The organism is Bradyrhizobium niftali, from assembly GCF_004571025.1.
Lineage (GTDB): Bacteria > Pseudomonadota > Alphaproteobacteria > Rhizobiales > Xanthobacteraceae > Bradyrhizobium > Bradyrhizobium niftali.
Genome location: NZ_SPQT01000013.1, coordinates 23,777 through 36,859 on the forward strand (window position 1 = coordinate 23,777; position 13,083 = coordinate 36,859).

At 66.2% G+C, this 13,083-nt stretch carries 10 protein-coding genes; all 10 read right to left on the reverse strand.

The genetic code is table 11. The features are described from left to right. Positions 1 to 43 precede the first annotated feature (43 nt). Positions 44 to 2,566, reverse strand: a complete 2,523-nt coding sequence (gene bamA, locus E4K65_RS22085; protein ID WP_135175975.1) for an outer membrane protein assembly factor BamA — start codon at positions 2,564 to 2,566, stop codon at positions 44 to 46. Between the two features lie 177 nt (positions 2,567 to 2,743). Next, positions 2,744 to 3,895, reverse strand: coding sequence for an RIP metalloprotease RseP (gene rseP / locus E4K65_RS22090; RefSeq protein ID WP_135175976.1), 1,152 nt, complete (start codon positions 3,893 to 3,895; stop codon positions 2,744 to 2,746). A 44-nt stretch (positions 3,896 to 3,939) separates the two neighbouring features. After that, positions 3,940 to 5,163 (reverse strand): 1-deoxy-D-xylulose-5-phosphate reductoisomerase, encoded by a 1,224-nt coding sequence (gene dxr / locus E4K65_RS22095; protein WP_135175977.1) that lies wholly within the window; start codon positions 5,161 to 5,163, stop codon positions 3,940 to 3,942. A gap of 4 nt (positions 5,164 to 5,167) precedes the next feature. Next, a complete protein-coding gene (locus E4K65_RS22100; protein ID WP_027545781.1) occupies positions 5,168 to 6,010 on the reverse strand; it encodes a phosphatidate cytidylyltransferase in 843 nt (280 codons plus the stop codon). Next, a complete protein-coding gene (locus E4K65_RS22105; RefSeq protein WP_135175978.1) occupies positions 6,007 to 6,765 on the reverse strand; it encodes an isoprenyl transferase in 759 nt (252 codons plus the stop codon). The genes E4K65_RS22100 and E4K65_RS22105 overlap by 4 nt, the downstream gene beginning before the upstream one ends. Positions 6,766 to 6,775: 10 nt before the next feature. Next, positions 6,776 to 7,339: a ribosome recycling factor gene (gene frr, locus E4K65_RS22110; RefSeq protein ID WP_027545779.1), complete on the reverse strand. Its 564-nt coding sequence runs from the start codon at positions 7,337 to 7,339 to the stop codon at positions 6,776 to 6,778. A 68-nt stretch (positions 7,340 to 7,407) separates the two neighbouring features. Beyond that, positions 7,408 to 8,124 carry a UMP kinase gene (pyrH, locus tag E4K65_RS22115; RefSeq protein ID WP_027545778.1) on the reverse strand — a complete coding sequence of 239 codons (717 nt, stop codon included), beginning with the start codon at positions 8,122 to 8,124 and terminating at the stop codon, positions 7,408 to 7,410. Between the two features lie 58 nt (positions 8,125 to 8,182). Continuing rightward, positions 8,183 to 9,106 (reverse strand): translation elongation factor Ts, encoded by a 924-nt coding sequence (gene tsf / locus E4K65_RS22120; RefSeq protein ID WP_135175979.1) that lies wholly within the window; start codon positions 9,104 to 9,106, stop codon positions 8,183 to 8,185. A gap of 133 nt (positions 9,107 to 9,239) precedes the next feature. Beyond that, positions 9,240 to 10,235 (reverse strand): 30S ribosomal protein S2, encoded by a 996-nt coding sequence (locus E4K65_RS22125; protein WP_028171749.1) that lies wholly within the window; start codon positions 10,233 to 10,235, stop codon positions 9,240 to 9,242. Between the two features lie 233 nt (positions 10,236 to 10,468). Further along, complete coding sequence (locus E4K65_RS22130) at positions 10,469 to 13,030, reverse strand: caspase family protein (protein ID WP_135175980.1); 2,562 nt, start codon at positions 13,028 to 13,030, stop codon at positions 10,469 to 10,471. Between the last annotated feature and the right edge of the window lie 53 nt (positions 13,031 to 13,083).

The following is a 13,083-nucleotide window of genomic DNA, read 5'->3' on the forward strand; positions in this document are numbered from 1 at the left end:
CCAGGGGAAACCCAAGGGGCCGGATCATGCTCTGCTGATCGAATTAGAACGAGGTACCGCCGCCGAACCGGAACTCCTGGGTGCGGTCATACTTGCCCTTGCTGAGCGGCACGGCGTAGTCGAAGCGCAGCGGACCGAACGGCGACTGCCAGATCAGGCCGACACCGACCGACGAGCGGATCACCTTGCTGTCGTCGTAGACGAGGCCGGTACAGGTTCCGGCACTCGACGGATTGACGGTCGACGGAATACAGCCAGGCGCGTTGACTTCGTTGGTCACCGTCCAGCTCGTCGGTCCCCTGTAGTCATACAGGCCGCCGGCATCGGCATAGACCGCGCCCTTCAGACCCACTTCCTTCGGCAGGAACCAGAACGGCATCTGCAATTCGAACGAAGCGCCCCAATACTTGGTGCCGCCGAGCGCGTCCTGCGTACCGAAAGGATTCAGATCGCGCGGGCCGATGCCGTTCGGAGAGAAGCCGCGGACGAGGTTCGGACCCATCTGGAACTGGTCGAGCATCCGCAGATCTTTGTCGAGCTTGGTCAGAACACCACCCTGGAGATGGACGAGGCCGACGATATCAGACACCAGCGGGGCGTAGTACTTTCCGTCCGCCGCGGTCTTCAGGTAGGACACGTCGCCGCCGACGCCGGCGAAATCCTGCCGGAAGTCGATGAGCAGGCCGTCGGTGGGGTTCTTGTTGTTGTCGAGCGTGTTGTAGGTCAGCGTATAGCCGAGCGCCGAGGTCAGGGTCTTGCCGTTGGCAAGCTCCTTGCGCACCGGCAGCGAGGCTTCGCCGTCGTTGTAGCAGCCGAGGCCGTTGGTCGAGGCAAGGCTGATGCCGTTGGCGGCCGCATAGGCCGGGCTCGGGTTGAAGGCCGCCGAAGTCGGATCGTTGTTACAGTTCGCCAGGTAGGACGGCAGCGTGATTTCCTGCCGATAGATCGAATAGCGCAGCTGGAGCGACAGATCTTCGCGCAAGGAGAAGCCGAGACGCGGCGAGAAGCCGAGCGTCTTGGTGCCGTAGGAGATGTAGCTGTTGGACAGCTGCTGCCGCTGATAGAGGTCGAGGCCGAGCGCGACGCGGTAGTCGAGCAGATACGGTTCGACGAACGACAGCGAATAGCCGCGCGCGTACTGGCCATAGGTCACCGACGCCTTGGCGAACAGGCCGCGACCAAGCAGGTTGCGTTCGGAGATCGAGACTTCGGCAAGCGCGCCGTCGGTCGTGGAGTACCCGCCCGAGACCGAGAAGTCGCCGGTCGATTTTTCTTCCATGTCGACGACCAGGATGACGCGGTCGCTGGACGAGCCGGGCTCCGTCGTGATCTTCACGGTCTTGAAATAGTCGAGGTTCTTCAGGCGCCGCTCGGCACGATCGACCAGCGCGCGGTTGTAGGCATCGCCCTCGGAGATGTCGAACTCGCGACGGATCACGTAGTCGCGCGTGCGCGTGTTGCCGCGCAGGTTGATGCGCTCGATATAGGTGCGCGGGCCCTCGTCGATGTTGAACACGACCGAGACGGTGTGCGCCTCGAAATTGCGGTCGCCGCCGGGACGGACCACGGCAAAGGCATAGCCGCGGCGCGAGGCCTCGATCTGCATGTCCTCGACCGACTTCTCGACCGATTCGACGTTGTAGAGCGAGCCGACATTGACGCGCGAAAAGGAGCGCATCGAGCTCGGGTCGAAGTTCGGGATGCTGGAACGGAAGTCGAGCGCACCGACGCGGTATTGGGAGCCTTCCTCGATCTTGAAGGTGACGTTGAAGCCCTTCTTCTCCGGATCGTATTCGGTGAGCGCGGCCACGACCTGGACGTCGGCGAAGCCGTTCTTGAGGTAGAAGCGGCGGATCAGGTCGCGGTCGGCCTCGACGCGGTCGGGATCGTAGATGTCGCCGCTGCCAAGGAAGCTCAGCAGGTTCGATTCGCGCGTCTTGATGACGTCCCGCAGGCGGTAGGACGAGAACGCAACGTTGCCGACGAAGTCGATCGACTTGACGCCGGTCTTGGCGCCCTCCTCGATCGTGAAGATGAGATCGACACGGTTGTTCGGCTGCTCGATGACCTCGGGCGTGACGCGGACGTCGTAGCGGCCGGAGCGGCGGTAGATTTCGGCGATTCGCAGCGTGTCGGACTGCACCATGGCGCGGGAGAAGGTGCCGCGCGCCTTGGACTGGACTTCAGCGGTGAGCTGCTCGTCCTTGATTTTCTTGTTGCCCTCGAAGGCGATGCGACCGATCACCGGGTTTTCCACCACGGAGACGACGATCTGGCCACCGGCGCCGCGGTTGATCTTCACGTCCTGGAACAGGCCGGTCTCGATCAGCGCCTTGAGGCCGTCGTCGATGGCGCCCTGATCCAGGCGACCGCCCGGACCCGCCTTGAAATAGGAGCGGATCGTCTCCACCTCGACACGGCGATTTCCCTCGACGGAAATCGACTGGACGGTCTGCGCAAGCGCAGGCGATGACACAAAAGCCGCCCCAATCGGGGCAACCACCGGCGCGCCGAACATGATCAGGGTGGCAAGCAAGCCGCCCCGGAGTCGCAGTCCAAACTTCATTGCGCAACGCGCCCTTATCATTCCGTGCCAGACCCAACCCCAACGCCGGTCCGGAGATTCCCCAAGTTCAGAGCCGCTTGTAGCCAATTTCACCGACGCCGCAAACGGCCGAGCGCGCCGCAATTTCAATTTCATTCCAAGACGTTGCTCAACAGCAACGCCTCAAAAAAGCCCCTATCAGGAAGCCGCCATCCGCAGGATGTCGTTGTAGGTCGCAAACACCATCAGCATCAGCACCAAACCAAGCCCGATTCGGAACCCCATCTCCTGCGTCCGCTCGGACAGGGGCCGGCCGCGGACCACTTCCGCCGCGTAGAACATAAGGTGACCGCCATCCAGCAGCGGAATCGGGAACAGGTTCAGCAGGCCAATCGACACCGACAGCACCGCACAGAGGTTGATCACGAACTGGAACCCGGCGCTGGCCGCCTGCCCCGACATCTTCGCGATCCCGAGGACGCCGCTGACCTCGTTGGGATTGCCGTTTCCGACAAACAGCGAGCCCAGGAACTTGAAGGTGCTGGTGATGATGAACCAGACCTGCTCGACCCCGATCTTGAGCGCCTCGCCGACACCGACCGGTGTGGTCGAGGCCTCACCAGCCTGGGACTTGTGCTCGACGCCCAGCACGCCGAGGCGGTGGCTGTTGCCGAACGGATCCTTGCGCTCGAGCAGCGCCGGCGTCGCGGTCAGCGACACGATGGCGCCGTCACGCTTCACCTGGAAGGCAAGCGCCGAACCGGCATTCATCGCCACGATTCGCTGCATGTCGGCAAAGCTCTCGATCGGCTTGCCGTCGATCTGGACGACGACGTCCCCGATCTTGAAGCCGGCCACAGCCGCCGCGCCATCGGCGACGACGCCGTCGACGCGCGCGATCGTGCTCGGCTTGCCGTAATACAGGGCCATGCCGGCGAAGATCAGCGCCCCCAGAATGAAATTGGCGATCGGTCCGGCCGCGACGATGGCGGCGCGCGGGCCGACCTTCTTGTGGTGGAAGCTGCCGGCGCGCTCCTCGGCCGTCATGGCCGCGAGCGTCTCGGCCGACGGGGTCGAGGCCTCGCTCTCGTCCCCGAAGAACTTGACGTAACCGCCGAGCGGGATCGCCGAAATCTTCCAGCGGGTGCCATGGCGGTCATTGAAACCGACCAGCTCGGGCCCGAAGCCGAGCGAGAAGGTTAACACCCGAACGCCAGCCCAGCGCGCGACCAGGAAATGGCCGAGTTCGTGGAAGAACACGACGATGGTCAGGACGAACAGGAAGGGAATTGCGTAGCCGAGGAGCCCATGGCTCAACGTATTGAAACTATGGACAAAAAAGTCGATCATCGAATTCCCTTATCCAGCGCCGCAAGGCCCTGGCCCCGAACCATCTAGGATGCCTTTAAGGCAATTTGAGGCAATAGGGCGGCAGCTCTATTTCGAGCAACATGGTCAACGGAGATTGCATCGTCGGCGGACGTCAGGGGCGTCTGGTTACCACCCCGGATCCAGTCTTCCAGCGTCGCCTCGACCAGGCGGGCGATCGCACCGAACCGGATCTTGCCGGCGATGAAGGCGGCGACCGCGATCTCGTTGGCGGCGTTGTACACCGTGGTCGCCCCCTTCCCGGTCCGGAGCGAATCGTAAGCCAGCCGTAGTCCGGGGAACCGCTCGAAATCGGGCGCCTCGAAGGTCAGCTGCCCGATCTTGGCCAGATCGAGCTTGGCCGCCGGTCCCTTGATGCGGTCGGGCCAGCCGAGGCAGTGGGCGATCGGCGTGCGCATGTCGGGAGAGCCGAGCTGGGCCACGACCGAACGGTCGGAGAACTCGACCATGCCGTGGATGATCGACTGCGGATGAACGAGAACGTCGATCTCGTCGGGCGAGAGTGCGAACAGATAGGAGGCCTCGATCACCTCGAGCCCCTTGTTCATCATCGAGGCGGAATCGATCGTGATCTTCTGGCCCATGCTCCAGTTCGGATGCTTCAGCGCCTGGGCGAGTGTCGCCTGCTCGATGTCGACAGGCTTCCAGGTCCGGAACGGACCGCCGGATGCCGTGATGATGACACGGACCAGTTCGTCGCGATTGCCTGAGCCGAGCGCCTGGAACAGCGCATTGTGCTCGGAATCCGCTGGCAGGATGCAGGCGCCGGCTTTCGCCGCGCGCTGCATGAAGAAATCGCCGGCGCAGACGAGGCATTCCTTGTTGGCGAGCGCGACATGTGCGCCGCGATCGACCGCGGCGAGCGCCGGCTTCAGTCCGGCGGCGCCGCTCACGGCGGCCATCACCCAATCGGCCGGGCGCGCACCCGCTTCGATCACCGCGCTTTCGCCGGCGCCGCATTCGGTGCTCGTGCCCGCAAGCGCAGCCTTGAGCTCGGCGAACTTGGAAGTGTCGGCGATCGCCACGAAGCGCGCCGAAAACTCCTTCGCGAGCTTTGCCAGCGCTTCGACATTGCCGTTCGCCGTCAGTGCCTCGACGCGGTAGCGTTCGGGAGAGGCGCGCAGCAGATCCATCGTGCTGTCGCCGATCGAGCCGGTGGCACCGAGAACCGTGACGCTGCGGACGGCAGACGCCGCAGCCTTGTTATTACGCAATGGGACCGCGCTCATATCCTCACCAAACCACAAGACCGCTTCCGGCGCTATGCACACCATGGCGGAGAAAGCCGATAATCCATGCCGCCAGGATGGCGGCGACAAAGCCGTCCAGACGGTCCAGTAGACCGCCATGACCGGGAATTAAGTGACTGGAATCCTTGACACCGAAGCGCCGCTTCACGGCGGATTCGAAGAGATCGCCGAGTTGCGAGACCACCGACAGGACGGCGCTGACGAGCAGCAGTGGAACCGCCTTCCCGAGCCCGCAAGCCGCAAAGCCCGCGGCAACCGCAAGGCTGGCGGCAAAGCCGCCGAGGGCGCCGGCCCAGGTCTTCTTCGGGCTCACGCGCGGCCACAGCTTCGGTCCGCCAATGCCGCGACCGGCGAAATAGCCGCCGATATCGGTCACCCACACCACGAGCAGCACGAACATCAGCGCGGCAAAGCCGTTCACGAGATCCTGCCGTACCAGGATCGAGGCCAGCAGCGCCGCCGATGCATAGGCGAATCCGGAGGCCGCCCAGACGAACTTGCCTCGCGCGATCAGCGTCACGATGGCGCCGCCAACGAGGCCGGTGACGACGGCGGTCTTGAGCGCGCCGAAGGCGACGCAGAAGCCCATGATGGCGAGGACGATCGTTCCGGACGCGGTCAGTGCAACGGACCCAGCACCCACCACCATCAGCCATTCCGCGAACAGCCCGATCGACACCAGGGTGACGAGGAGCGCCCACAGCCAGCCGCCGGCATAAGCGAGCGCAATGGCAAGCGGCGCCAGCACCAGCGCTGCGAGGACCCGCATCACGAGATTGCTCGGGGCAGGCTTCGCGCCAGCCGGTGCGGTTTCGGGTTCGCTCACGAGGCGGTTTTCGCAACCAGGCCGCCGAAACGGCGCTCGCGCCTGGCAAATTCGGCGATCGCGCCTTCCAGCGCCGCCTTGTCGAAATCGGGCCAGTGGATCGGCACGAACACGAGCTCGCTATAGGCGGCCTGCCACATCAGGAAGTTGGACAGGCGCTGCTCGCCGCTGGTGCGGATGATGAGATCGGGATCGGGAATGTCGGGCGCATCGAGATGCGCGCCAAGCGTCTCGGCGTCGATGGTGGCAGGATCGCGCCTGCCCTCCGCGACCTCGCGCGCGAGCTTCTGCGCCGCTTTCGCGATCTCCTGCCGCGAGCCGTAGTTGAAGGCGACGACGAGCGTCAGGCGCGTGTTGTCGCGCGTCAGTTCCTCGGCCTCGTTGAGCAGCGCGCAGATGTCGCTATCGAGCCCTTCGCGCTCGCCGATGATGCGGACCTTGACGCCGTCGCGATGCAGGCTCGCGAGATCGTTGCGGATGAAGCGCCTGAGCAGGCCGAACAGATCGCCGATCTCGCTCGCCGGGCGCGACCAGTTCTCCGAGCTGAAGGAAAAGATGGTGAGATAGCGGATGCCGAGCTCGTGCGAGGCGCGCACCACGCGGCGCAAGGCCTCCACGCCGCGGCGATGACCTTCAGCCCGCGGCAGACCACGCGCGGCCGCCCAACGCCCGTTGCCATCCATGATGATGGCGACATGCGCAGGCGCGTCGGACCGGTCGGGTCCTTCCGTTGCGGGCGCGGCGGCGTTGGACATGACGGCAGCCTCAGACGGTGAGGATTTCTTTTTCCTTGGCGGCCAGCAGCTGGTCGATCTCGGCGATCGTGCCGTCGGTCGCCTTCTGCACCTCGTCGGCATGACGCTTCTGATCGTCCTCCGACATCTCGTGATTTTTCTCGAGCTTCTTCAGAACGTCGAGGCCGTCGCGGCGGACATGACGCGTGGCGACCTTGGCGGCTTCCGCGTATTTGTGCGCGACCTTGACGAGCTCCTTGCGTCGCTCCTCGTTGAGCTCGGGGATGCGCAGGCGCAGCACCTGGCCTTCGGTCGCGGGCGACAGGCCGAGATTGGAATCGACGATCGCCTTCTCCACCGCCTTGACCATCGACTTGTCCCAGACCTGCACCGAGATGAGGCGCGGCTCGGGCACGCTGACGGTGGCGAGCTGGTTCAGCGGCATGTGGCTGCCATAGGCCTCGACCTGCACCGGATCGAGCATCGAGGCGGAGGCGCGGCCGGTGCGCAAGCCGCCGAGCTCGTGCTTGAGGGACTGGACGGCGCCTTGCATGCGGCGCTTCACTTCGTTGAGGTCGAAATTACCCGTGGGCATCACGTTTCTCCTTCAAAATCCCGGCGACCTCACCGCGCCCCTCCCTTCAGGGCGCGCCAGATGAGCCGTCAGCCGGCGACGATGGTACCGTGGCCGATGCCACGCAGAATCGCACCGATCGACCCCGGCTCCGCGATCGAGAACACGATGATAGGCAGCGACGTCTCGCGGGCAAGCGCGAAGGCGGTCGCATCCATCACCTTGTAGCCGCCCTCGATCGCCTGCGAATGCGTCAGCCGGTCGAACCGCGTGGCGGTCGGATCCTTCTTCGGGTCGGCCGAGTAGACGCCGTCGACATTGGTCGCCTTCAGGACCGCCTGGGCGCCGATTTCGGCGGCGCGCAGCACCGCGGTCGTATCGGTGGTGAAGAACGGATTGCCGGTTCCGCCGCCGAGCAGCACGATCCGGCCCTCGGCGAGGTATTTGTGCGCCGCAGTTCGGGTGAACAGCTCGGAAATCTCGGGCATGACGAAGGCCGACAGCGTGCGCGCCGGCGTGCCCTTGCGCTCGATCGCCGCTTCCAGCGCGAGGCAGTTCATCATGGTGGCGAGCATGCCCATGGTGTCGCCGGTCGGGCGCGAGACGCCGCGGGAGGACACCTCGACGCCGCGCACGATGTTGCCGCCGCCGATCACGACCGCAACCTCGGTGCCGAGATGGCGGGCGGCGATCAGATCGTCCGCAACCCTGTCGACGGTCGGCTGATCGATGCCAAAACCCTGCTGTCCCGCGAGATATTCGCCGGACAGCTTGATCACGACGCGACGATAGACCGGATCAGTCATGAGCACTTTCCTCGTCCGGGCGCCGCTTCCGGCGGCACGCCGGAAGGAACGTTCCGGCTTACTTCTTGCCGCTGGCCGCAGCGACCTCGGCTGCGAAGTGGCTTTCCTGCTTCTCGATTCCCTCACCGAGAGCATAGCGCACAAAGCCGGCAATCTTCACAGCCCCGCCGACCTTGCCTTCGGCTTCCTTCACCGCCTGCGCCACCGACTTGCCGGTGTCGTGGATGAAGGCCTGCTCGAGCAGGCAGACTTCCTTGTAATAGGTCTTGAGGCCGGACTCGACGATCTTCTCGATCACGTTCTCGGGCTTGCCCTGCTGGCGATATTTGTCGGCGAGCACGTCCTTCTCGCGCTTGACGACCGCCGGATCGAGGCCGGACGGATCGAGCGCCAGCGGGTTGGCGGCAGCGACATGCATCGCGATCTGGCGGCCGAGCGCGGCAAGCTCGTCGGCCTTGCCGGGCGATTCCAGCGCCACGATCACGCCCATCTTGCCGGCGCCGTCGATGACCGCACCGTGGACGTAGTGCGACACCACGCCCTGGCTCACTTCGAGCGAAGCTGCGCGGCGCAGCGTCATGTTCTCGCCGATGGTCGCGATCGCGTCATTGATCGCGGTTTCGATGGTGACGTCACCGACCTTGGCGGCCTTGATTTTCTCGACATCGGCGCCGACGTCGAATCCGACCTGCGCGATCATCTTGACCAGGCCCTGGAACTGGCCGTTGCGCGCGACGAAGTCGGTCTCGGAGTTGACCTCGACCACGACGCCCTTGGTGCCCTTGGTGAGCGCGCCGATCAGGCCCTCAGCCGCGACGCGGCCGGACTTCTTGGCGGCCTTCGACAGGCCTTTCTTGCGCAGCCAATCCTGCGCCGCTTCCATGTTGCCGTCGTTCTCGGTCAGCGCGGCCTTGCAGTCCATCATGCCCGCGCCGGTCGACTCGCGCAGGTCCTTGACCATCGCAGCTGTGATCGTTGCCATCGTTGAATATCCTTTGTGCCTGCCGGTCTGCCGCGGCGCGGCATCCAATTGCCCCGCCGCGGTCCATCTCAGGGATTCGCGTCAACTGAAATGGTGGCCGGAATCTATCCGGCCAACCCATCGCTCTTTTTGACTATTCCGCTTCCGCGGTCAGCGCCTTGGCCTTGGCCACCCAGGCATCAGCGCGGCTCGGCAGACCGACCTCTTCACCGATCGTGTGCGCGGTGTCGTGGTCGAGCTCGGCCAGCTGCCAGAAATGGAAGATGCCGAGGTCGTTGAACTTCTTCTCGATCGCGCCCGACACGCCCGGGAGCTTCTTGAGGTCGTCGGCGGTGCCGCGGGGACCCGCAAGGCCCTGGAAGCCGCTTGAGGAAGCCGCCGGCAGCTCTTCGGCGAGCGGACGGGCCGAAGCACCGATGTCGATGCCCGAATCGCCCTGGGCGCGCGAGATGCCGTCGATCGCCGCACGCGCAATGAGATCGCAGTACAGCGAAATGGCGCGGCCGGCGTCGTCATTGCCCGGCACCACATAAGTGATGCCCTTCGGGTCCGAATTGGTGTCGACGATCGCGGCAACCGGGATGTTGAGGCGCTGGGCCTCCTGGATCGCGATGTCTTCCTTGTTGGTGTCGATCACGAAGATCAGGTCGGGCAGACCGCCCATGTCCTTGATGCCGCCGAGCGAGCGGTCGAGCTTGTCGCGCTCGCGCTGAAGCGTCAGGCGCTCCTTCTTCGTGTACGAATTGGCTTCGCCGCCCGAGAGCACGTCGTCGAGGTGACGCAGGCGCTTGATCGAGGCCGAGATCGTCTTCCAGTTGGTCAGCGTGCCGCCGAGCCAGCGCGAATTGACGAAATACTGCGCGCAGCGCTTGGCCGCGTCCGCGACGCCGTCCTGCGCCTGGCGCTTGGTGCCGACGAACAGGATGCGGCCGCCCTTGGCAACCGTGTCGCTGACCGCCTGGAGGGCATGGTGCAGCATCGGCACGGTCTGGGCGAGATCGACGATGTGGATGTTGTTGCGGGTGCCGAAAATGAACGGAGCCATTTTCGGATTCCAGCGGTGAGACTGGTGACCAAAGTGCACGCCAGCTTCCAAAAGCTGACGCATGGTGAAATCGGGTAGCGCCATCGTTATAATTCTCCGGTTGGTTCCTCCGGAAGCGTGTGAGCAAAACGGAGCGTTGTCGCCCCGGCAGCCACCGGACGGCCTTGTGAGCCATGCTTCCGTGTGAGATGGCGCGCTATATAGCGCGATTTCGGCCAGAAGCAAGGAAATAAGGGCCGTTCGCGGGCGGTTTTCGCCCGCGAGAGGCCCCCTTCCTTAAAGGCCGCGCCGCGCCCCAGCGCTGGATCAGCACCTGACTAGCACTTGGGCTGGTTCGGCGGGCACTTCTTGGCTGCCGCCGGCGGCGGGGCCGCGGGACGCGGCGGAGGTGCTGCCGGGCGCGGCGGCGGAGGCGCGACGGCCATCCGCGGTGGGGGCGGCGGTGGCGCCGGCCGGGCTACCGGCGGGGGCGGCGCAGGCCGGGCCATTGGCGGCGGCGCCGGTCGCGCGGCCGCCACCGGCGGAGCGGGTCGCGGCGGCGGAGGTGCAGCCATCCTTGGCGGCGGCGCGGACACGTGCGGCGGAGGTGGCGGCGTGGGCCGCGCCACGGCCTGGGGTCGCGGGGGCGGTGCGGCTGGCCTGGCAGCCTGCGGCGGGGCCGGCGGGTGAGCCTGTGGCCTGATCGGCTCGCGCACAGCCGACGGAGGCGGCACGACCGGTTTTCCCGCGGCAGCGGGCGGCGGGCCGGCCGGCTCACGGGTTGCGGACTTGGCACGATCGGCAGGCCCGGCCCCGGGCGGGGTCTGCGCGACCGGCGGCTTGGGCGGTTGGCCGGGCACAGCGGCCGGATTTGTCGTGGTGGGCGCAACGGTCGTCGGAGCGGCGGCCGTTGGCGCACCAGGATGGGGTGGCGGGGTTGTGCCGGGCGCAGCCGTAGTCGGCGCTCCCGGATGAGCCGGCGGCGTTACACCGGGAGCGGTCGCCGTCGGCAAGGGCCTGCCGCCCGGCAGAGTCCCTGCCCCTGCCGGCGGCGCCGGCGGCCCACCATGGGAGCCCGGAACCGGCAGCGTGTTGGCGGCAGGCAACTTGGTCTGCGGCGCGGCGTTCGGTGCTGTACCTGGGGCGTTCGGCGCCGCACCTGGCGAGGTACCTGGCAAGGTACTTGGCAAGGTACTTGGCAAGGCACCCGGCAGCGCGCTTGGTCGCGCATTTGGTGCGACATTGGCGGGCGTGCCCGGCGGTGTCGCGGGTCTTGCCGTCGGCTGGATCGTCGCACTCGGCGGCATCGGCGCCTTGCCCTGCTGGATCAGAGCCGCGCGCTGCGCGACTGCCTGCGGCACGGCTGCACCGGCCGGATTGGCCCGGCCGGCAACCGCCGGCGCGAGATTGCCCGGTCCGGCTCCTGCTCCCACTCCCGCGGCAGGTGCCGGCGGCCGGTTGATCACGGTGTTGATGACCGTGGTGTTATGGATGTTGTTGTAGATGATGTTGTTCGGCGGCGGCGCGACATAGACCGGTGGGCTGACGAACACCGGGATCGGCACGAACATTGGCTGCGGCAGCACGAACAGGCCGACCACGGGCAGCGGCGGCTCGAGCACGACGAAATCCGGCGGCGGCGGCGGCAGATAATAGACCGGCGGCGGCGGCGGCGGCGCGAAGCCAAAATCAGGATCGCTGAAGTACAGCACGGGACGGTCGACATAGACCACCTCCTCCGGCGGCGGCGGCGGCACGTCATAGTCGATCATCGCGAAGCTCGGCGGCGGCTCGGCCGGCGCGGTGAGGATCGCGAGGCGCCGGCGCGCATCGCCTGCATGCGGGCCGCGCGGATAGCGGCGCAGATACGACCAATAGGCCTCCGGCGTGTCGGTGCGATAAGTCCGCCGCCAGGTGATCGCCTCGCGGCGCGCCGCAACGATCGCCATCACGCGCCTGGACATTGGATCGTTCGGATAGGCCGCGAGAAATTCCTCATAAGCCGGCAGCGTGTCGCGCTCCAGCGCGGCGGCGTAGGCGTCCTGCACGCCGAGATCGCGGATCGGCTTGTTGCGAATCGCGCCGACCTGGGCGGCCGAGGCCTCCGGCGGCGGCGCGTCGGGCCCGCGATCGAAGAACGAGAATGGCGCCGATATCTTCTGCTCGTTCCAGGGCACCTGTGCGCCCTTGGAGGCCTCGTTGACGCGCAGGCGGACGCGATCGAACACCTCAGGCAGCGGCAGGCCGCCGGTGCGGATCATCTCCGCCAGCGACTGCGCATAGATGCCGTAAGGCCCCGGGTCCTGTGGCGCCACCGTGCCGGGCGCGGCGTTGAAGGCGATCAGCATGTTCGGGTCGGGTTCGACCAGCGCCAGGCCGCTAGCGATCGGCTGGCCGCCCTCGATGAAGGGCTGCGCCCGCGCCGCGTCGAGCACGACGATGTTGGCCTTGAGTGGAATCGCCGCCAGCTGGCGCGCATAGTCGCTGATGCGCAGGGCCTCGGTCGGGATGTCGGTGTCGCGGGTGATGTTGGAATCGACCGGGATGAAATAGTTCTCGCCGGCAAGCTGCACGCCATAGCCGGCGAGATAGACCATCGCGACGGTGCCCGGGCCGGAGGCCTGCGCCTTCTGGATGAAATCGCGAAAGCTCTTGCGCAGCGTGTCGCCGTCGAGATCGCGCGCGCCGACGACGTCGAACCCCGCCGCCTGCAGCGTCTGCGCGATCAGGCCGGCATCGTTCGCGGTCGTCGCCAGCGGCGACTTGGCATAGGCGCCGTTGCCGACCACGAGCGCGATGCGCTTTTCCTGCTGCTGCGCGCGCGCCGGATCGGGCGCGCCCGCGGCAAGGACCGCGATCGGCAGAAGAAGGCAGATGAAGATTCTGAGCGTCCCACGCATGGCTTGCCTAACCGCTTTTGTTGTTGAGGTGCCGCCGCGCATCAGACGCGCGG